Below are 20,878 nucleotides of genomic sequence, written 5' to 3' on the forward strand. Positions count from 1 at the left end.
GCCTCGAGGCCGGCCAGACGGCTTGGCATCACCGCGCCGGACCAGAAGTTGCGTGTCGTCGATGGCGTCCGCGCCCAATCCAGGTCCTTCTGCCACCACCGCCGTGCTGGCGAGCGTCGCCGCGCTCGGCATCTGGCGGCTGCTCGCGGTCACAGCGCCACATTTCGCAGCGATCGCGCTGATGTACGAGACCGAGACCGATTTCGGCTCGCGCCTCTCCTTCGCGCTGGCCTGGGGCATCCTCAATTTCTTCTGGATCACGCTGCTGCGGCGGCCGGCCCTATCGGGCGCGCTGTCGCTGACCATGGTCGTCGTGCTGGTGCTGCTGTCCCGGCTCAAGCACGACGTCGTGCAGATGACGGTCAACTTCATCGACCTGATGATGATCGACCGCGACACCGTCGCGTTCCTGTTCACGATCTTCCCGAATCTGCGCTGGTCGGTGATCCTGGCCGGCCTCGTCACGCTGCCGCTGATGTATGCGCTGTGGTGGCTCGATCCGTTCCGCATCCGCCGTCTGCCGGCGTTCGCCTGCAAGCTCGCCTGCCTTGCCGCGCTGGTCGGCTATTCGCTCTATCATCCGGACGAAGCCTGGCGCGGCTATTACGACGACGGCTATCTCTCGAAATTCTTCCGCTCCGGCGTCACCGCGGTCGCCGATTTCGTGCAGTACGGTTTCATGGAATCCGCCGCCGCGACCAACGAGCGGCTCAACGTGCCGCTGGTCGATGAGTGCCACCCTGCGGGTCGCCGGCCCAACATCATCATGATCCACGATGAATCGAGCTTCGACATCCGCGCCGCGCAGGGCATCAAGTTGCCGCCGCGCTACGGTGACCACTTCAAGTCCTGGGACGGCAAGCAGCGCACGTTCCTGGCCGAGAGCAATGGCGGGCCGAGCTGGTTCACCGAATACAACGTGCTTGCGGGGCTCTCCTCGCGTTCGTTCGGCCGCTTCGCCTATTTCGTGACGCGCATCGCCTCGAACCGCGTCGAGCGCGGCCTGCCGTTGGCGCTGCGCCGTTGCGGCTACGACACGATGTCGCTGTATCCCGCCCATGGCGGCTTCATGGGCGCCCGCAGCTTCCAGATCACGACCGGCATCGAACGCTTCCTCGACTCGAAGGATCTCGGCGCCAAGGACGTCGAACCGGACTCCTTCTTCTATGCCAAGGCGCTCCAGCTGATGGGGCAACAGCCGCCGAACAAGCCGCTGTTCACCTTCATCTATCTCGGTGCCAATCATTTCCCCTGGGAGACGCGCTTCCGTCCCGACCTGCTGCCGAACTGGCGCACGCCCGGCAACGTGCCGTCGATCGACGAATATCTGCGCCGCCAGGCGATGAGCGCCGAGCAGTACAAGGCTTTCGTCGCCGGCCTGAAGAAGAATTTTCCTGGCGAGCCTTTCCTGATCGTGCGCTACGGCGATCACCAGCCGGAATTCGCGCCGAGCCTGCTCGAGCCCGGGCTCGACGAGGGCGCTCTCGGCAAGAAGCTCGACGCTTACGATCCGCGTCTCTACGCAACCTATTATGCGATCGACGCCGTCAATTTCGAACCGGTGAAGAGCGACGCCGTGATGGACACGATCGACGGCCCGTATCTGCCGCTGGTGATCCAGGAGGCCGCCGGCATCCCGCTTGATCCGTCCTTCGCCGAGCAGAAGGCGATCATGCTCCGCTGCAAGGGCATCTTCTACGGCTGCAAGGACGGCGCCGAGGCGCGGCGGCTGAACCGGCTGCTGATCGAAGCGGGGATGATCCGGGGGCTGTAGCTGTCTTGCTGTACCCCCAAGCGCTACTCATTGACCGTCACCCTGAGGTGCGAGCCCTGCGGCGCAAAGGCGCCGCTGGGTGAGCCTCGAAGGGCGACGGCCCGGCTGCACCGGGGCCGCTCATCCTTCGAGGCTCGCCGCACGGTGCTGCGCACTGTGCATCTCGCGCCTCAGGATGACGGGGCTTGAGAGCGGCTGGGTGCGACCTACCGCCCGCCCACCTTCTCCCACAGCCACTTCGCCACCGCATCGGGTGATGAATTGGCATCGTTGCCGCTGGCGCGCAAATTGGCTTCGCGCATGGTCGCGATGTCGATCTTGCCGAGCAGCGGCTTGAGCGCAGCCTGTAGCCGCTCATCGCTGGCGCGTTTCGGCGCGAGCAACAGGATCGCGTCGTAGGGCGGGATCGCGTGCCTGGGATCATCGAGTGCGACGAGATCGTATTTCGCGATCAGGCCGTCGCTGGTATAGCCGGCGATCACGTCGACCTCGCCGCTGGCCACCGCGGCATACATGAAGTCCGGCTGCATCTGGCGTTGGGCGCGGAAGGAAAGGCCGTAGGCCTTTTGCAGCGCGGCCCATTCGGGGCGCGAGAAGAACTCGTAGTCGCCGGCGATCGACATCGTCGATGTGTGCGCGGCGAGATCGGCGATGCTGCGGATGCCAAGCGCCTCGGCGCGCCTTCTCGGCATCACCAACGCATAGGCATTCTCGAATCCGAGCTCGCCGAGCAAGGTGATGTTCTCTTTTGCGAGGGCTGTCTTCAGCTCTGCGAGCAGCTCCGCGCGCGGCTTGATGTCAGTGCGATGCAACTGGTTGGCCCAGAGCGTACCGGAATAGTCGACATAGAGATCGATGTCCCCGGCCTTCAGTGCCTCGAAGATCACGCTGGAGCCGAGGCCGGATCGCGCGGTGGCGGAAAGTCCGGCCGCCTGGAGGCGGTCCCTGAGCAGCGCCGACAGCACATATTGCTCGGCGAAGGTCTTGGCGCCGACCACATAGCTCTGCGACGAGCGTCCCAGCGTCGGCACCAGCGTGGCAGCGACAAGTGCGGCGATCCCGATCGCCCCGAGCCCGGCGCGCATGCGCCTGCGTTGGCGCAGACCGGTCTCGATCAGGCCGAGCAGCTGATCGACGGCAAGCGCGAGCAGGGCCGAGGCCAGGCAGCCGAACAGCACGAACACCCAGTTCTGGGTCTGAAGCCCGGCGAAGATGTAATTGCCGAGGCTGGTCTGCCCGATCGGCGTCGACAGCGTCGCCGTGCCGATCACCCACACCGCGGCGGTGCGGATGCCCGCCATCATCACCGGCAGCGCCAGCGGCAGTTCGACCATGACCAGCGACTGCCGTGCGGTCATTCCGACACCCTTGGCGGCTTCGAGCAGCGCCGGATCGATGCCGTTGAGACCGGTGATGCCATTGCGCAGCACCGGCAACATCGAATAGAGCGCGAGCGCCAGCATCGCCGGGAGGAAGCCGAAAGCGGAGAAGGAGACGCCGAACCAGGCGAGCGTGACGGAAGTCGCCAGCAGCAGCAGCGGATAGAACAGCGCAAGCAGCGCCAGCCCAGGCACGGTCTGCACGATGCTGGCGAACGCGAGCAGCATGCCGCGCGGCGCCGGGCGATTGCGCGTCAGGATGGCCAGTGGCAGGCTGACGGCGAGACCGAGCGCGAGCGCTGCAAGGCTTACCCGCACATGGTTGCCGAGATAGTCGGGCAAATGCGACAGCGCCTCGCCCCAGCGCGGGTCGGTGAAGAAGCTCATGCCCCACCGCCCTGCGGCAACAGCGCATTCAATCGCTCGACCTGGCGCCGGGGCGTGCGCAACAGCTCCAGCACATAGGCGTCGCCACTCTTTGACAGCTCTGCCGGCGTGCCCTGGGCCAGCAGCGTTCCAGCGCGCATCACCGCAATGCGGTCGGCCAGCAAAATCGCCTCTGTCATGTCATGCGTGATCATCACGGTGGTCAGGCCGAGCTTGCGGTGCAGGTCGCGAAAATCCTCGCCGAGCGCATCGCGGGTGAGGGGATCGAGCGCGCCGAACGGCTCATCCATCAGCATGATGTGGGGCTTTGCCGCGAGCGCCCGCGCCACGCCGACGCGCTGGCGCTGGCCGCCCGAGAGCTCTTCCGGCAGCCGGTCGCGATGTCCGGCACGGTCGAGCTGCACGAGCTCCAGCAGTTCGTCGACACGCGCGGCGATGTCCGTAGCCGACGCGCCCAGCAGTCTTGGCGTGATCCCGATATTGTCGGCAACGCTCAGATGCGGAAACAGCCCACCGGCCTGGAACACGTAGCCGATCCGCCGCCGCAGCGCGACCGGATCGACATTTCGGACGTCCTCGCCCTCGATCATGATCGTGCCGCCATCCGCCTCGATCAGCCGGTTGGCGAGCCGCAGCAGGGTGGTCTTGCCGGAGCCCGACCCACCGACGATCGCCACAAATTCGCCTTCGGCGATGTCGAGCGATACATCGTCGACGGCCTTGAGCGGGCCGAAGCTCTTGGTGACATGCGCATAGCTGATCATCGGCCTGGAGGGCATCACGGGTGGCTCGCTTTTCTCTCACCCTCCCCTGGAGGGGGAGGGTCGATCGCGCGCAGCGCGAGCGGGGTGGGGTGATCTCTCCACTCGGGCACTGTTCTTCGCAGAGAGACCTTCACCCCACCCCGTCTCACATTTCGCTGCGCTTATGTGAGCCGACCCTCCCCCTCCAGGGGAGGGTAAGAGCACGGCAAGACCCCATGCGTAGCACGCTTGGCGCCTTGATTGAACTTGGCCGCGCGAGCGGCTAAGGCATCGGTCCAGGTTTGGAGGAAGCACATGACGACGCCCACGGCGGTGGCGCTGGAAGATGCCAAGGTCGCGTTCCGCCTCGGGGACGGCCGGGTCTATACAGCGGTTGAGAAAGCCCATCTCGCGGTGGCGCAGGGCGAGTTCGTCGCCATTGTCGGCCCGACCGGCTGCGGGAAATCCACGCTGCTCAACATCGCCGCCGGGCTGCTCAAGCCCGCAGCCGGCAGCGTCAGGATATTCGACCAGCCGCTCGCGGGGCTGAACCGGGATGCCGGCTATCTGTTCCAGGCCGACGCGCTGTTCCCGTGGAAGACCGCCCTCGACAACGTCGCCATCGGGCTCGAGATCAAGGGCACGCCGCGCTCCGAAGCGCTGCCGCGGGCACAGCAATGGCTGACCTCCGTCGGCCTCGGCGCCTTCGCGAACCGCTATCCGCACATGCTCTCCGGCGGCCAGCGCAAGCGCGTGGCGCTGGCGCAGGTGCTGATCCGCGATCCAAAAATCCTGCTGATGGACGAGCCGTTCGGGCCGCTCGATGCGCAGACGCGCCAGGTCATGGGCAACCTGCTGCTCGACCTCTGGAACGCCGACCGCAAGGCGGTTCTGTTCGTCACCCACGACCTCGAAGAGGCGATCGCACTCGCCGACCGCGTCGTGATCATGTCGGCGGGGCCGTCCTCGCGCATCATCGGCGACTGGCGCGTCAGCTTGCCGCGCCCGCGCGATATTTTCGAGGTGCGGCTCGACAAGGAGTTTCACTCACTGCATCGCGAGATCTGGAGCGTGCTGAAGGACGAGGTGATGAAGGGTTACGAGCAGTCCACGCACGCGAAGGAAGCGGTCTGATGTCGCGCCCGACGCTGCTTGCGCTGCAAGTTCTGGTCGCGGTCGTCTGCATTGTGCTGTGGCAAGTGCTGTCGACCGTCCCCGTGTTCGGCAAGATCCTGCTGCCGCCGTTCTTCTTCTCCAACCCATTCGACGTGTTCAACCAGATCGTGAAGTGGTTCGCGTCCGGCGTGATCTGGAAGCATCTCGGCATTACGCTCGCGGAATCGATCCTGGCGTTCTTGATCGGATCGCTCGGCGGCGTGCTGGTCGGCTTCTGGTTTGCGCGCCAGCCGCTGGTTGCGGCCGTGTTCGACCCTTACGTCAAAATGGTCAACGCGCTGCCGCGCGTCGTGCTGGCGCCGATCTTCGCGCTGTGGCTTGGGCTTGGCATCTGGTCCAAGGTCGCGCTCGGCGTGACGCTGGTGTTCTTCATCGTCTTCTTCAACGTCTATCAGGGCGTGAAGGAAGTCAGCCGCACCGTGCTCGACAATGGCCGTATGCTGGGCATGAGCGAGCGGCAATTGATGCAGCACGTCTATTGGCCGTCGGCGCTGTCCTGGATGTTCTCCTCCCTGCACACCTCGGTCGGCTTCGCCGTGGTCGGTGCGGTCGTCGGCGAATATCTGGGATCGGCGGCTGGGCTCGGCTATCTCATTCAGCAGGCCGAAGGCATCTTCGACGTCGCCGGCGTGTTCGCGGGCATGTTCGTGCTGTCGGCCTTCGTCATCCTGATCGACTTTGGGGTGACGCTGGTGGAGCGCCGTCTCTTGGTGTGGCGGCCGACAGCGTCGGATGGGCGGGGATAGCAGTAAGAAAATTAGTTTCTGATTGCGAGCCACATCCAAGGTGCGCTCCCTCCCCCGCCTGCGGGGGAGGGTTGGGGAGAGGGTGTCTCCACTTGCGAGAGCCCCCAAGAGGAGAGAACCCTCACCCGCGCCTTCGGCGCGACCTCTCCCGCAAGCGGGAGAGGTGAAGACAAGCTCAATCCAGCAGCTTGGTGTCGTCGGGCGCCTGCGGTGGCGTCTTGATCGCGATCGCCTTGACCTGGCCGCTGATCGGCTTGGTGCCGCCATGCGGCGTGCCCTTCGGGATGATCACGAGGTCGCCGGGCTTCACCGTCACCTCCTTGTCGCCGAGCCAGATCGTCCCGGTGCCGTCCAGGATGTACTGGATCTCGTTGGTGTTGGGATGCAGGTGCTTGGGCACGTTGCCGACCTGGATCGAGATGGTGGCACCGTCCGCGCTCGCGAACATCTTGGAGCGGTAGCCGACAGCGTTGGCGGGACCGAGCGCGTCGCCTTGCATCTCGCCGGTATGGATGATCTGCGCGGTGATGTTTTCAGCGGCGAGCGCCGGCCGGAGCAGGTGGGTGGCGCCGCATCCGGCGGCAAAGGCGGCGGCGATCGACAGCCCGGCAGCAAGGCGATTCATGGATGATCCTCCCCATCGAGAATTGTTCTTGTTTGGGCATGCTATTGCGCAGAAAGGCCGATGGCCAGCCCGCATAGGCGGTGCTTCTCAAGCCAGCCCCGCTGCTCTATGGTGCCGCCGGCCGAACGGAGGAAACCAATGAAGAACACGATTGCCAGGCTCGCCGGCGCGCTGCTCGCGCTGACGCTCACCACCTCGCTTGCCGCGGCGCAAAGCAAGGTCACCATCGCGGTCGGCGGCGGCTCTTGCCTGTGCTATCTACCCACCGTGCTGGCCAAGCAGCTCGGCGAGTACGAGAAGGCCGGCGTCAATGTCGAGCTGGTCGACCTCAAGGGCGGCTCGGACGCGCTCAAGGCCGTGCTCGGCGGCAGTGCCGACGTCGTCTCCGGCTATTTCGACCATTGCGTCAATCTCGCCGCCAAGAAGCAGGAGCTTCAGGCCTTCGTCGTCTATGACCGCTATCCCGGCCTCGTGCTGGTGGTCGCGCCCTCTCGGACCAACGACATCAAGTCGGTGAAGGACCTTGCCGGCAAGAAGGTCGGCGTGAGCGCGCCGGGCTCCTCGACCGACTTCTTCCTCAAATACATGCTCAAGAAGAACGGCCTCGATCCCGCCGGCACCGCCGTGATCGGCGTCGGCCTCGGCGCCACCGCGGTCGCCGCCATGGAGCAGGGCCAGATCGACGCGGCCGTGATGCTCGATCCTTCCGTCACCGTGCTGCAGGGCAGCCACAAGGATCTGCGCATCCTTTCGGACACCCGCACCCAGAAGGACACGCTCGAGACGTTCGGCGGCGAATATCCGGGCGGCGCGCTGTACTCGACGGCGGCCTGGGTCAACGGCCACGCGAAGGAGACGCAGGCGCTCACCAACGCGATCCTGGCGACGCTGACCTGGATCCACTCGCACTCGCCCGAGGAGATCATGGCGAAGATGCCGGAGGAGGCGGTCGGCAAGAACAAGGACCTCTATCTCGCCGCGCTGAAGAACACGATCCCGATGTTCTCCGAAACCGGCAAGATGGACCCGAAGGGCGCCGATGCCGTGCTTGCGGTGTTCAGCGTCGGTTCGCCCGAGGTGGCGAACGCCAAGATCGACGTCAGCAAGACCTTCACCAACAAATTCGTCGATCAGGCCAAGAAGACGACGGGGAATGCCAAATAGCTGACGCGAATGCGAAGTAGTCAGGCGTCATGACGTCACCGGTCATTCATCGCGTTGCGACGCTTGATCTTGCGGTGCGGCCGATCGTGTGGCCGTTCGCGGAGGAGCGCCGCGCCGAGATCGCGGCGCATTTCGCCGAGAAGCAGCGTGAGCGGCCGAAGATCTGGAACGGCCGCGTCCTGCTCGGACGCGATGCCGTGTTCACGGACGGCCATCTCGCCGCGACCTATTTCGAGACCGATTTCGCCAGCTTCCTTGCCTGGCGCGACTGGGGCTTTCCTGATCCGGCCGTGTTCAACGGCTTTGGCATGGGCGCGCTGCGCACCTCCGACGGCGCCTTCGTGATGGGCGAGATGGCGCACCACACCGCCAATGCCGGCCGCATCTATTTCCCGTCGGGAACGCCCGACCTCGACGACATCAGGGCTGGCGCCCTCGACATACCCGGCAGCGTCGTCCGCGAGATCGCGGAGGAGACCGGCCTCACCGTGGCCGACTATGCCGCGGAGGCAGACTGGCACTGCGTGGTCTCCGGCCGTGCGATTGCGATGATTCAGGTCCTCAACCTGGATATGCCGGGCGAGGTGGCCCGCGCCCGGATCGAAGCCAATCTGGCGCGCGAGGTCGAGCCCGAACTGTCGGCTATCCATCTCGTGCGCGGGATGGATGATGTCACGCCGACCATGCCGCGATTTGTCACGGCCTTTATTGCGCAGCAGTTCGCCTCTCGCTGACGCCCGAGGCTTGACATCGCTTCGCTCACCCCATGTGATGGGCGAAAAAGCAAGATCAACAAGAATGCGATGCACAATCGTCCAGGGAGGTTTTGATGCGCCTGCGCATGGCTGCCCGTTTGGTACGTGGGCTGTTGGTCGCGATTGCAGCGATGGGCTTGGCGGTGTCCGCCCAGGCCCAAGACCAAGGCAAAGAGAAGAAGATCAAGATCGGCGTCGTCTTCGATTTGACCGGACCTCTCGCCGGCGGCGGGTCCGAGCTGAACTATGTCGGCGCCAAGATCATCCTCGATCATTTCGCCAAGACCGGCGTCGAGGGTTACAAGATCGAGGCCGTCTACGCCGACGCGCAAAGCAAGCCTGACATCGCCATCAACGAATCCGTCCGCCTGCTCGAGAAGGTCGACATGGTGCTCGGCTTCTTCTCCTCGGCGCAATGCGTGCCGGTCGCGGCCCGTGTCGAGCAGCTCAAGAAATTCATGTGGATCACGACCTGCATCTCGTCGGCCGTGTTCAACGAGAAGGGCTACAAATACGTGTTCCGCCCGCAAGCGAGCGGCGACCAGTTCGGCATGATGACGATGGATTTCATCGCGCAGAACGCCAAGGAGAAGTTCGGCAAGGAGCCGAAGGACCTGCGCGTCGCCATCATCCACGAGGACGGCGCCTATGGCGTCGACGTCTCCAAGGGCAATGAGGCCGGTGCGAAGAAGGCCGGCTTCAATGTCGTGCTGAAGGAAGGTTACTCGGCGACCGCGCCTGATCTCTCCGCGCTGGTGACCAAGCTGAAGCGCGCCAAGCCCGACGTCATCTTCCACACCGGCTACAACCCCGACATCACGCTGCTGCTGCGCCAGGCCCGCGAGCAGGGATTGAAGTTCGGCGCGCTGATGGGACATGGCGCCGGCTACGGCGTCTACGAGAAGCTGAAGGAAGGCATGGGCGCAGACGCCGCCTACATCTTCAACGCCGATCCGATCTCGATCTGGCTCGCCAACCAGAAGACCATGGATCCGAAGCTGCCGCCCGTGATCAAGATGGTCGGCGAGGAGTTCGACAAGATCAAGCCTGGAGTCGCGATCCGCTCGGCCCATGTCGGCATCGGCGCGTCCAACACGTATTTATTCATGAGCGACGTGCTGCCGCGCGCGATCAAGAAGTATGGCGGTGTCGATCCCGACGCGCTGCGCAAGGCGGCGCTCGACACCGACATTCCCGAGGGCGGCACCATGCTCGGCTTCGGCGTGAAGTTCTACGGTGAGGGCACGCCGATGGCCGGGCAGAACGAACGCTCGTTTCCCGTCGTGATCCAGTACATCGACGACAAGTCCTCTGTGGTGTGGCCCAAGAGCCAGGCGCAGCGCGAGGCGGTGCTGCCGCTGCCGAAAGGCACCACCTACAGCAACCAGTAGCGGCGGAGTGCTTCGGTGTTGGAAGTCAGCGGGCTGGTGAAGCGATTTGGTGGCTTCACGGCCGTCAACAACGTCTCGTTCAGGGTCGACCAGGGCGAGATCCTCGGCCTGATCGGCCCCAACGGTTCGGGCAAGAGCACCATCTTCAACATGCTCTCCGGCACCCTGGTGCCGAGCTCCGGATCGATCCTGTTCGCCGGGCATGAGATCGCAGGCCTTGCACCGCACCGGATCATCAACCGCGGCATCGGCCGTACCTTCCAGATTCCGCGGCCCTTCCGCCGCCTGACCATCTTCGAGAATGTCGCGCTGGCCGGCTTCTACGGCCAGGGCCGCCACAGTCGCGTCAAGGCCGAGGAAGCGGCCGAGCGGTCGCTGGCGATGGTCGGCCTGCCGACCGATCGCCATGCCAGTGTCGATGGCCTCGGCGCAGCCGGCTTGAAGAAGCTCGAGCTTGCGAAGGCCCTCGCCACCGCGCCGAAGCTGTTGCTGGCGGACGAAAGCCTCGGCGGCCTCGACGAGGCTGAGATGGACCAGGCCGCCGACATGCTGCGCAACATCCGCGATGAGCTCGGTATCACCATCATCTGGGTCGAGCACATCATGGGCGTGCTGATGCGCGTCGTCGACCGCGTCATGGTGCTCGATCACGGCGAGAAGATCTCCGAGGGGCTGCCCAGCGCGGTCGCCGGCGATCCGCGGGTGATCGAGGTCTATCTCGGCACCGATGCCGAGACCACGCAGGCCGCGGCCGCCGAGGCGCGCCGCCGCGCGGGAGGTTAGCCGATGCTGGAGCTCCGCGGCGTCAATGCCGGCTATGGCACGTTCCAGGCGCTGTTCGATGTCAATCTCGACGTCAAGGCCGGCGAGGCCGTCGGCGTCATCGGGCCCAACGGCGCCGGCAAGACCACCTTGATGCGCATCATCTCCGGCCTGATCCGGCCGTCGCGCGGCTCGATCAAAATGGAGGGCATCGACGTCGTGGCGACGCCGGCGCACAAGATCGTCAGCCTCGGCGTTGCGCATGTGCCGGAGAACCGCCGGCTGTTTCCGCAGCTTTCGGTCGACGACAATCTCAAGATGGGCGCCTTCATGAAGGAGGCGCGCGCCCACTATGCCGAGCGGCTCGACGTCGTGTTCGATCTGTTTCCGCGCCTGAAGGAGCGACGCCACCAGATGGCCGGCACCATGTCCGGTGGCGAGCAGCAGATGTGCGCGATCGGCCGCGCGATGATGTCCAATCCGAAACTCCTGCTGCTCGACGAGCCGTCGGCCGGCCTCGCGCCGGTCGTGGTGCAGCAGGTGTTCGAGCTGGTGAAGCGGATCCGCGCCAGCGGCCTGACCGTGCTGATCGTCGAGCAGAACGTGCAGCAGGTGCTGAAAGTGGTCGATCGCGCCTATCTGATCGAGGCGGGCACGATCCGCGCCTCCGGCACCTCGGCCGAGATGCTGGCGAGCGACACGGTCAAGGAAGCGTATCTCGGGGTGTGAGGGGGCATGCAGGCATTTCTGGACGTCTTCGACATTTATCTGCTGGAGGCCGTGATCAACGGCATCCTGCTCGGCGGCGTGCTGGCGTTGCTCGCGCTCGGCCTCAACCTGATCTTCGGCGTCATCGACGTGACCTGGATCTGCTATGCCGAGCTCGTGATGATCGGCATGTACGCCATGTATTTCATGGTGCAGTACTACGGGGTCAGCTATTTCATCGCCGCTCCCTTGACCGTCCTGCTGGTCGCGCTCCTCGGGGCGGCGCTGCACTACCTCGTGATCGCGCCGCTGCTCACGGCACCGCCGATCAATCAGTTGCTCGCGACCGGCGGTGTGCTGTTCGTGCTGCAGAGCTTTGCCACCGTCGCCTTCGGCATCGACTTCCGCAACCTCGGCATCCGCCTGCCGGTGCTCGCCTTCGGCGACATGAATTTCAGCTACGCACGGCTGCTGTCCTTCGTGGCGGCACTGGTCGGCATGGTCGCGGTCTATCTGTTCATGACGCGAACCTTCACCGGCACCGCGATCCGCGCCATTTCGCAGGATCGGCAGATCATGGCGCTGATGGGCGTCGACGCCAAGCGGATCTATCTCATCACGTCCGCGCTCGGCGGTGCGCTGGCCGGGCTCGCGGCCTGCCTCCTGGTGCTGCAATATGACGTGCATCCCTTCGTCGGCCTCTCCTTCGGGCCGATCACCTTCCTGATCTGCGTGCTCGGCGGCTTAGGCAACTTCATCGGCGGCTTCATCGCCTCGTTCCTGTTCGCCGAGATCATCTCGCTCGGCGGCCTGTTCTCCGACCTGGAATGGGGCTATGTGCTCGCCTTCGCCTTCTTCATCGTCATGATGTTCATCCGGCCCGCGGGCCTCCTGGCGAGGCGCCGATGATGGGGCAGGGGCGGATTGCAGCTTGGGGGATAGGGCTGGCGGCGCTGGTCGCGCTGCCCTTCGTCTATCGCGATCCTTATCATCTGCACATCCTGGTACTGATCCTGATCTGGTCGTTCGCCTACACGTCCTGGTCGATGATGGGGCGGTTCGGCCTGGTCTCGCTCGGGCACGGCGGCTTCATGGGGATCGGCGCCTACGTCACCGCGCTCTTGTGGAATCACCTCGGCCTCTCGCCATGGATCGGCATTCCCGTCAGCATGATCGCGGCCGGGGCGCTGGCGCTGATCGTCGGCTATCCCTGCTTTCGTTTCCGCATCACCGGGCATTATTTCGTGCTCGTGACGCTGGCGCTGTCAGGCATCGTGCTCCAAGTCATCACCGCGACGCGCGACTATACCGGCGGCTCGCTCGGCTACACGCCGAACCGTGCGTCCGGCAACAAGCTGCTGGCGCTGCAATTTGACGACAAGACCATCTGGTATCTGATCGCACTTGCGGTTTGGCTGTTCGGCATCGTGGTCTGGCACTGGGTCGACCGCAGCATGGCTCGCCATGCGCTGGAGGCGATCTCGGAGGACGAGGACGCCGCGGCCGCGGCCGGTGTCGACGTCACCGCCGAGAAGCTGAAGATCACGCTGCTCAGCGCGCTGATGACGGCGCTCGCCGGCGCGATCTACTGCCAGTACCAGATGTTCATCACGCCCGACACCGTCAGCGGCATCGCGGTGTCGCTGCAGATGGTGTTCGCGGCCATCGTCGGCGGCCTGTTCGTCTCGCTCGGCCCGACCGTCGGCGCCATCATCACCATCCTGCTCGCGGAGAGCTTGCGTATCGGCTTCGGCACCAAGGCGGTCGGCTGGGACAATCTCGTCTATGGCGTGCTGCTCGTGCTTTTCATCATATTTCTTCCCAAGGGCATCCTTGGTAGCGTGCTCGACCGATTGAAGCCGCAACGCAAGGTGTCCCCGAACTCATGAGCAAGAAGCCGTCCAAATCGATCGCCGACCAGCTCGACCGTTACATCACGCCGTTCCGTTACGACGGATCCGGCAAGTTTCACCTCAAGGACCACAAGACCGACGAGAAGGGCGATCTCGACAAGGAGACGGCGCAGGAGATCCTCGATGCCAACAAGAAGCGGCTGATCGCGTTTCAGGAGAAGCTCTACGCCCAGGACCGCTGGTCGCTCCTGATCGTACTCCAGGCCATGGACGCCGGCGGCAAGGACAGTGCGATCAAAGCGATCTTCGAGGGCATCAATCCGCAGGGCTGCGAGGTCCGTGCCTTCAAGGCGCCGAACAGCAAGGAGCTCGACCACGACTTCCTCTGGCGCCACGTGGTCGCGCTGCCGGAGCGCGGCCATATCGGCATCTTCAACCGCTCCCATTACGAGGAATGCCTGGTGACGCGGGTGCATCCGGAGATCCTCGCCAAGGAGAAGCTGCCGGCAAAGCTCGTCACCAAGAACATCTGGAAGGAGCGGTTCGAGGACATCTCCGCTTTCGAGCGCTATCTCGGCCGCAACGGCACCGTGGTGCTGAAGTTCTTCCTCAACGTCTCCAGGGAGGAGCAGCGCCAGCGCTTCCTCGACCGGCTGGAAGAGCCGGCCAAGCAGTGGAAGTTCTCGATGGACGACATCAAGGAGCGCGCGCTGTGGCCGCGCTACCAGGCGGTCTATCAGGACATCGTGCGCCACACGTCGACACCACATGCGCCGTGGTACGTCGTGCCCGCCGACCACAAATGGTTCGCCCGCGTCGTGATCGGCTCCGTGATCAATGCTGCGCTCGAAAAGCTGGACCTGCGCTTTCCGCGTGCCGACAGGGCCTCGCTGCAGGAATTCGAGCAAGTGCGCAAGGCGCTGGAGAAAGAGGGGACGGGAGGCAGGAAGCGGGCAAAGTGACAGCCAACGGAACCGCGAACCGCAAGAACGTCAACTTCGCGCTGCAGGGCGGCGGCGCGCACGGCGCCTTCGTCTGGGGTGTGCTCGACCAGGTGCTCGAGGACGGCCGGCTGGCGATCGAGGCGATCAGCGCCACCAGTGCCGGCGCGATGAATGCGGTGGCGATGGCCTCCGGCATGGCGAACGGAGGCGCGGAAGCGGCGCGGCAGAGCCTGCACGCGTTCTGGTACGAAGTGTCGCGCATGGACTTGGCGTACGATTTGCTCTCGCCGCTGAACCAGTGGATCCAGGCCCTGAAGCTGCCGCCGGAATATCATCCGGTCCATGCCTTCATCCACACGCTGACGCACACGCTGCCGCCGAACCTGCTCAATCCCTTCAACTTCAATCCGCTCCGCACGCTGCTGCAGCGCGTGATCGATTTCGACCGGCTCAACTCCTCGCCCGAGGCGCCAGAGCTGTTTCTCAACGCCACCAACGTCCGCACCGGCAAGATCAAGGTGTTCCAGAGCCCGTTTCTCAATGCGGACACCGTGCTCGCCTCGGCCTGCCTGCCGCCCTATTTCCAGGCGGTCGAGATCGACGGTGAGCATTATTGGGATGGCGGCTATCTCGGCAATCCCGCGATCTTTCCGCTGATCTACCGCAAGGGCAGTCACGACGTCATCATCGTGCAGGTCACGGCGATCCGGCGCGACGAGCTGCCGACCAGCGCGGCCGATGTCCTCCACCGCATCAACGAGATCAGCTTCAATTCGTCCTTGATGCGCGAGATGCGCGCGATCGCCTTCGCCACACGGCTGATCGACGACGGCGAGCTCGACAGCGACAGGCATAGCCGCATGTACATGCACTGGATCGGCAACGACCAGCTGATGTCGCAGCTCGGTACGGCCACGCAATTCCATCCCGAATGGAGCCTGTTGTGTCGCCTGCGCGACGAGGGCCGCGAGGCGGCGCGAAGCTGGCTGGCGCGAAACTTCGACCGGGTCGGAAAGTCCTCGACGGTTGACCTGACAGACATGTTTCTCTAGGCGGCGCGAGCCGGCCATGGACAATAATTGCGAAAACAACCCCATGCACAGTAGCCGGGGATAGCGGAATCAATGGCTTGCCGGCCACGTCGTGCTTATGCGGATTTTACGAAATTGGTTTGACGCGTCGGGCAAAACAGGCGCATAATGTCACCATGCCCCGTCCAGGGAACTCGCGCGTTCAAATGTGATCCTTCAGGTCATCGATCCTGCTTGACAGTTTTGTGTCTCGGGAGGAGCATCGCAGAGGTCGCAAACAAGCGACGCGCAACGTCCACCTCATGAGCAAGGGGAGGTCTATGACACCACCTCCGCAAATCCAGCCGCTAAGTGCGATGGAGCTCGTTCGGACTATCGCATAGCGGCGAAAACCGCGAACGGCACGCCGGGTCAAGGTTTAGCGGGCTGCATCAGTGAGGCAAAGCCCCTACCTTCCCGGCGCTGTAATTTGCATCACGTCGATCAATGGCTGACCGCGCCGAGGCCGCCACGACAAATGCATTAAAGTTCTGCCTTGTCCCTCCTCCCTCCTTGCCGTCATTCCGGGCCGACGCCCGGAATGACGCTGGGCTATCGCATGTGGCACTTTAGGCGGTCTGCGCGCGCGCCTCGTCCTTCGAGACGCTTGCTCCGCAAGCTCCTCAGGATGAGGCTAAGCGGCAGCGGTGCTCGTTGAAACTGTTGCCGCGCATTCAGTCCTCATCCTGTCTCGAAGGATGGCCACAGGGAAACCGCCCTCAAAAGCAACTGCTCTGCGGAACGGCGGGAGCGCGCTCAGCGTTCTCAAGCCGTCTCGCTGCGCTGAGCCTGTGCCGTCTCCAATCCTGCATGGCCAAATGCCAAGAGAATGTCGCCTCAAAGGCCAACTTCCGACACAGGTCCGAGGCGAATAACGGTCATCCGACATGACGCATGTGCTTCGGTGGTGACGGTCCCGGCACCGCCAGCGCATTCATTTTTTTTCAGGGAATCCGCGTGTCGCACAAGCTTGCCCCGGCGCTCCTCGCCGCTCTCTTCCTCGCGATCTCATCTCTCTGCGGTGCTCGCGCCGAGACGCCGGCCGCGAGCAGTGCGGCGGCGCTGTCGCCGGACGAGGCCAAGCGGGCGCTGGAGACGCTCCAGGATGACAAGAAGCGTGCGCAGATGATCGATACGCTGCGCGCGATCGCGAATGCGCCCGGTCAGCAGCAGCCTGCACCCGCCGCGCCCGAGCAGAAATCGCCGATCCCGCTCTCGGCCGACGGTCTCGGTGCACAGCTCCTGCTCACGGTGTCGGAGGAGATCGGTGCGATCTCGAGCGAGATCGCCAGCATGGCGCGGACGCTCACGCATTTTCCGGCGTTCTATTACTGGATCATGCGGACCGCGAACGATCCCGCCGCCTACAATCTCCTGATCGAGATCGCCTGGAAGCTGGCGCTGGTGCTCGGTTGCGCCCTTGCGGCTGAATGGGTGATGTTCCGCCTGATCCGGCGTCCAGTCGCGTTCCTGGAAGAACGCGTGCCGCAGACCGCGCGCCTGCCGGCACAGGCGCTGCCGATTGCCGATCCGCCGTCATCGGTGGCCGATGTCACCCCTGCACCCGAACTGAACAAGCGCCACCACAGTCTGGCGCGGGTCTGGCAGGTTCTGCTGCGGCTGCCCTTCGTGCTGGGACGCCTCGTGCTCGAACTGCTGCCGGTGGTCGTCTTGGTGGGCATCGCCACGGCGCTGCTCGGGACCGAGATCGGCGAGCCCACGACCGTTCGCCTCGTGATCCTCGCTGTCATCAACGCCTATGCGTTCTCCCGCGGACTCATCTGCGTGATCCGGGCGCTGGCGGGACCGTTCGGCCTGTTTCCGGTTCGGGCCGAGACCGCAGCCTATATCGAAATCTGGGCGCGCCGCATCGTCGGCGTCGGTGTATCCGGCATCGCCTTCGCCAATGTGGCGCTGCTGCTCGGCCTGCATCGCGCCGGTTACGCTGCGCTGCTGCGCATGGTGATGCTGATCGTGCACCTCTTCATCGTCGTCATCATCTTGCAATGCCGCCGCCAGGTCGCCGAAGCCATCCGCGCGCCGGCCGATCGGCAGGGCATCGCGGCTCGTCTGCGCAACCGCATCGCCGGCGGCTGGCACTATCTTGCCATCGCGCTCGATCTCGCGCTGTGGGCCGTGTGGGCGCTCAACATCCGCAACGGCTATTCGCTGCTCTTGCAGTATTTCGTCGGGACGGTCGTGGTGGCGCTGATCACGCGCGTCGCCATCATGCTGACGCTGAGCCTGATCGACCGCGGCTTTCGTATCAAGCCGGAGATCCTGCAGCGCTTTCCCGGTCTCGAGATCCGCGCCAACCGCTATCTGCCGCTGCTGCGCAAGATCGTATCTGGCGTGATCGCCTTCATCGGCTTCGTGGCGGTGCTCGAAGTCTGGGGCGTGGACGCGATCGTCTGGTTCTATGGCGGCCAGATCGGCAGCCGGCTGATCTCGGCCTTGGTGACGATCGGGCTCGCCGTGTTCATCGCGGCCGCGATCTGGGAAGCCAGCAACGCGCTGCTGGACCGCCAGATCAATGCGCTGTCCCGGGACGGCCATTATGCCCGCGCCGCTCGCTTACGCACCTTCCAACCGATGCTGCGGACGGCGCTGCTCTGCCTGATCGCCACCGTCGTCGGCCTCACCGCGCTGAGCGAGATCGGCGTCAATGTCGCCCCGCTGCTCGCGGGCGCCGGCATCGTCGGCATTGCCATCGGCTTCGGTTCGCAGAAGCTGGTGCAGGACCTCATCACGGGTCTGTTCCTGCTCTTGGAGAACACGGTGCAGGTCGGCGACAATGTCAGCGTCTCAGGGCTGTCAGGCGTGGTGGAGAACGTCTCGATCCGCACCATCCGCCTGCGCGCCGGCGATGGCGCCGTGCACATCGTGCCGTTCAGCGCGGTTACGACCATCACCAATGCCAGCCGTGGCGCCGGCAACGCCTCCGTCAGCGTCAACGTCGCCTACAAGGAAGACACCGACCGCGCCGGGCAGATCCTCAAGGACATCGTGGAGGAGATGCGCCGCGAGCCGGAATTCCGTGCATTGATCCGCGGTGACCTCGAGCTCTGGGGCATCGACAAGGTCGATGGCGCAATGGTGTCGATCGTCGGCCAGATCCGCTGCACCGAGGCCGGCCGCTGGCCGGTCCAGCGCGAATTCAACCGCCGCATGAAGCTGCGCTTCCAGCAGAGCGGCATCGAGGTCGCCTCCGCCACCCAGACCATCTTGACGCAGATCGCGCCACCGGCCGACGGCGCCGCCAATCCGACGCCAAGGCGGGCGGCCGGATAGCGGCTCGATCATCTTCCGGCTTGCCTCCGCGCGCCCGGCAGCGTTCACTCCGGCATCAGCCTGCTGACAAATGGATTCCGGGCTCGAGCTGACGCGCGCCCCGGAATGACGAGGGGAGAGAGCAGGCCCAGCTCTCAATCCTCATCATGAGGAGCAGGAGCTTTGCGGCGTTAACCTTTGCGTCGCGCGCGACCTGCGATCTCGCGCGACAATCTCGCTGCGGTGCGAGATCACAATCGATGCCTCAGTCCCAACGTCCTTGATCTCCGGGGAGCGCTGGCCGACAATGACCGCGGTTCAATAAGAAACTCCTTGGGGGAATTCGTGAATAGACCTGCCCGTGTCGCTGCCCAAGCGACATCATCCGATCAATCGCAAGGCATGACGCTGCTGCGCGATCCTCTGCTCAATAAGGGCACCGCCTTCACGGAATCCGAGCGCGAGGCGCTGGGCCTGCGCGGCCTGCTGCCGCCATGCGTGCTGACGATGGAGACGCAAGCTCAGCGCGTGCTGACCAATCTGCGCACGCTGCCGACGGATTTGGAAAAATACGTCGCGCTGAATGCGCTGCATGACCGCAACGAAGCGCTGTTCTTCCGCGTCGTCGTCGACAATATCGACGAGATCCAGCCGATCATCTACACCCCGACCGTTGGGCTCGCCTGCCAGAAATACGGTCTGATCTTCCAGCGGCCGCGCGGCATGTTCATCTCCTCGCGCGATCGTGGCCAGATCGCCGAGATCCTGAAGAACTGGCCGTATCCGGCCAAGCTGATCGTCGTGACCGACGGCGAGCGCATCCTCGGGCTGGGCGATCTCGGCGCCAACGGCATGGGGATTCCGGTCGGCAAGCTCTCGCTCTATTCGGCCTGCGCCGGCGTGCATCCCGAGCTGTGCCTGCCGATCGTGCTTGACGTCGGCACCAACAACGAAGAGCTTTTGAACGATCCCTATTATCTCGGCCTGCGCGAGCGGCGGCTGACGGGCGAGGCCTATGACAGCTTCGTCGACGAATTCATGCAGGCCGCGCGCAAGACCTTTCCGGGCGTGCTGATCCAGTTCGAGGATTTCGCCAACCATTCGGCGTTCAAGCTGCTGCACAAATACCGGGATGAAGCCTGCGTCTTCAATGACGACATCCAGGGCACCGCGGCGGTGGCGCTCGCCGGCCTGTTCTCGGCTCTGCGCGTCTCCGGCGGCAAGCTCAGGGATCAGCGCATCCTGTTCCTCGGCGCGGGCGAGGCGGCGACCGGCATCGCCGATCTCGTGGTCTCCGCCATGATAGCGGAGGGGTTGGCGGAGGCCGAAGCGCTCCGGCGCAACTGGCTGGTGGATTCCCGTGGCCTCGTCGTCGGCGGCCGCGATGGCCTGTCCGGCCACAAGCTGCGCTATGCCCATGCCGACCAGGCGCCGATCGCCGATTTCCTCACCGCGATCAAGACGCTGAAGCCGACGGCGATCATCGGCGTTGCGGCGGTCGGCGGCGCCTTCACGCCCGAGGTGCTCAAGGCGATGGTCGAGCTCAACGAGCAGCCGATCGTGTTCGCGCTCTCCAATCCGACCTCGAAGGCCGAGTGCTCGGCGGAGGATGCCTACCGCTACACCGAGGGCCGCGCGCTGTTTGCCTGCGGCAGTCCGTATGATCCGGTGACGCTCAGCGGCCGCACCTTCGTGCCGCGCCAGGGCAACAATTCCTACATCTTCCCCGGCGTCGGCCTCGGCGTCATCGCCAGCCGCTCGCGCCTCGTCACGGACGAAATGTTCATGGCGGCGGCCCACACGCTCGCCGATTGCGTCGGCAAGGAGGACCTCGCGCAGGGTAGCCTCTATCCGGCGCTGCCACGCATCCGCGAGGTCTCGGTCCGCATCGCCGCCGCCGTCGCAGACGTCGCCTTTCAGCGCGGCCTCGCCGACGGACCGGCGCCCAACGATGTGAGGGCCCTGGTCCAGTCGCAGATGTACGAGCCGCATTACTGAAGCTTACAACTCAATCTGAACTCGCTGAGATAGCCCCTCACCCCACCCTCTCCCCGTAAGAACGGGGAGAGGGAGCGAGAGAGGTTGCCTCCTTAACCTCTCCCCGCTCTTCAGCGGGGAGAGGTCGGATTGC

Annotated in this window: 16 protein-coding genes and 1 pseudogene; 14 read left to right on the forward strand and 3 right to left on the reverse strand. The window is 64.6% G+C overall.

Annotated elements, in window-relative coordinates:
* Positions 1 to 61: 61 nt before the first annotated feature.
* On the forward strand, positions 62 to 1,774 hold the full coding sequence (locus AAE027_RS09380; protein WP_370990887.1) for a sulfatase-like hydrolase/transferase: 1,713 nt from the start codon (positions 62 to 64) through the stop codon (positions 1,772 to 1,774).
* 206 nt (positions 1,775 to 1,980) lie between these two features.
* On the opposite strand, the gene AAE027_RS09385 is transcribed toward AAE027_RS09380, so the two are convergent.
* Both AAE027_RS09385 and AAE027_RS09390 read right to left on the reverse strand, forming a co-directional pair.
* Positions 1,981 to 3,540 carry a glycine betaine ABC transporter substrate-binding protein gene (locus AAE027_RS09385; protein WP_370990888.1) on the reverse strand — a complete coding sequence of 520 codons (1,560 nt, stop codon included), beginning with the start codon at positions 3,538 to 3,540 and terminating at the stop codon, positions 1,981 to 1,983.
* Positions 3,537 to 4,319, reverse strand: a complete 783-nt coding sequence (locus AAE027_RS09390; protein ID WP_370990890.1) for an ATP-binding cassette domain-containing protein — start codon at positions 4,317 to 4,319, stop codon at positions 3,537 to 3,539. Before AAE027_RS09390 ends, AAE027_RS09385 begins: the two co-directional genes overlap by 4 nt.
* 279 nt (positions 4,320 to 4,598) lie before the next feature.
* On the opposite strand from AAE027_RS09390, the gene AAE027_RS09395 reads away from it, so the two are divergent.
* Both AAE027_RS09395 and AAE027_RS09400 read left to right on the forward strand, forming a co-directional pair.
* Positions 4,599 to 5,417 carry an ABC transporter ATP-binding protein gene (locus AAE027_RS09395; protein ID WP_370987517.1) on the forward strand — a complete coding sequence of 273 codons (819 nt, stop codon included), beginning with the start codon at positions 4,599 to 4,601 and terminating at the stop codon, positions 5,415 to 5,417.
* The gene (locus tag AAE027_RS09400; RefSeq protein WP_370987518.1) at positions 5,417 to 6,205 is read left to right on the forward strand and encodes an ABC transporter permease; all 789 of its coding nucleotides are present in this window, start codon (positions 5,417 to 5,419) and stop codon (positions 6,203 to 6,205) included. The genes AAE027_RS09395 and AAE027_RS09400 overlap by 1 nt, the downstream gene beginning before the upstream one ends.
* A 175-nt stretch (positions 6,206 to 6,380) precedes the next feature.
* Here the strand turns inward: AAE027_RS09400 and AAE027_RS09405 are convergent, their stop codons facing one another.
* The gene (locus AAE027_RS09405) at positions 6,381 to 6,830 is read right to left on the reverse strand and encodes a cupin domain-containing protein (RefSeq protein ID WP_091878970.1); all 450 of its coding nucleotides are present in this window, start codon (positions 6,828 to 6,830) and stop codon (positions 6,381 to 6,383) included.
* Between the two features lie 138 nt (positions 6,831 to 6,968).
* On the opposite strand from AAE027_RS09405, the gene AAE027_RS09410 reads away from it, so the two are divergent.
* The 11 genes and pseudogenes from AAE027_RS09410 (at position 6,969) to AAE027_RS09460 (ending at position 20,745) form a co-directional block, all read left to right on the forward strand.
* The gene (locus AAE027_RS09410) at positions 6,969 to 7,994 is read left to right on the forward strand and encodes an ABC transporter substrate-binding protein (RefSeq protein WP_176945290.1); all 1,026 of its coding nucleotides are present in this window, start codon (positions 6,969 to 6,971) and stop codon (positions 7,992 to 7,994) included.
* Between the two features lie 29 nt (positions 7,995 to 8,023).
* Positions 8,024 to 8,728, forward strand: coding sequence for an NUDIX hydrolase (locus AAE027_RS09415; protein ID WP_370987519.1), 705 nt, complete (start codon positions 8,024 to 8,026; stop codon positions 8,726 to 8,728).
* A 95-nt stretch (positions 8,729 to 8,823) separates the two neighbouring features.
* On the forward strand, positions 8,824 to 10,140 hold the full coding sequence (locus AAE027_RS09420; RefSeq protein WP_370987520.1) for an ABC transporter substrate-binding protein: 1,317 nt from the start codon (positions 8,824 to 8,826) through the stop codon (positions 10,138 to 10,140).
* 15 nt (positions 10,141 to 10,155) lie between these two features.
* Entirely contained in the window at positions 10,156 to 10,923 is a 768-nt protein-coding gene (locus AAE027_RS09425) for an ABC transporter ATP-binding protein (RefSeq protein ID WP_128935945.1), read from the forward strand.
* Between the two features lie 3 nt (positions 10,924 to 10,926).
* Positions 10,927 to 11,631 carry an ABC transporter ATP-binding protein gene (locus AAE027_RS09430; RefSeq protein ID WP_370987521.1) on the forward strand — a complete coding sequence of 235 codons (705 nt, stop codon included), beginning with the start codon at positions 10,927 to 10,929 and terminating at the stop codon, positions 11,629 to 11,631.
* 6 nt (positions 11,632 to 11,637) lie between these two features.
* Complete coding sequence (locus AAE027_RS09435) at positions 11,638 to 12,519, forward strand: branched-chain amino acid ABC transporter permease (protein ID WP_370987522.1); 882 nt, start codon at positions 11,638 to 11,640, stop codon at positions 12,517 to 12,519.
* Positions 12,516 to 13,524, forward strand: a pseudogene (locus tag AAE027_RS09440) (branched-chain amino acid ABC transporter permease); the annotation flags it as partial. The gene AAE027_RS09435 and the pseudogene AAE027_RS09440, both read left to right, overlap by 4 nt.
* Positions 13,496 to 14,425 carry a polyphosphate kinase 2 family protein gene (locus AAE027_RS09445; RefSeq protein WP_370987523.1) on the forward strand — a complete coding sequence of 310 codons (930 nt, stop codon included), beginning with the start codon at positions 13,496 to 13,498 and terminating at the stop codon, positions 14,423 to 14,425. The pseudogene AAE027_RS09440 and the gene AAE027_RS09445, both read left to right, overlap by 29 nt.
* Positions 14,422 to 15,459: a patatin-like phospholipase family protein gene (locus AAE027_RS09450; RefSeq protein WP_370987763.1), complete on the forward strand. Its 1,038-nt coding sequence runs from the start codon at positions 14,422 to 14,424 to the stop codon at positions 15,457 to 15,459. The genes AAE027_RS09445 and AAE027_RS09450 overlap by 4 nt, the downstream gene beginning before the upstream one ends.
* Positions 15,460 to 16,434: 975 nt before the next feature.
* A complete protein-coding gene (locus AAE027_RS09455; protein WP_370987524.1) occupies positions 16,435 to 18,768 on the forward strand; it encodes a mechanosensitive ion channel domain-containing protein in 2,334 nt (777 codons plus the stop codon).
* A gap of 324 nt (positions 18,769 to 19,092) precedes the next feature.
* Positions 19,093 to 20,745, forward strand: coding sequence for an NAD-dependent malic enzyme (locus tag AAE027_RS09460; protein WP_370987525.1), 1,653 nt, complete (start codon positions 19,093 to 19,095; stop codon positions 20,743 to 20,745).
* The last annotated feature ends 133 nt before the right edge of the window (positions 20,746 to 20,878 follow it).

Source organism: Bradyrhizobium sp. DN3 (genome assembly GCF_041357655.1).
Classification (GTDB): Bacteria; Pseudomonadota; Alphaproteobacteria; order Rhizobiales; family Xanthobacteraceae; genus Bradyrhizobium.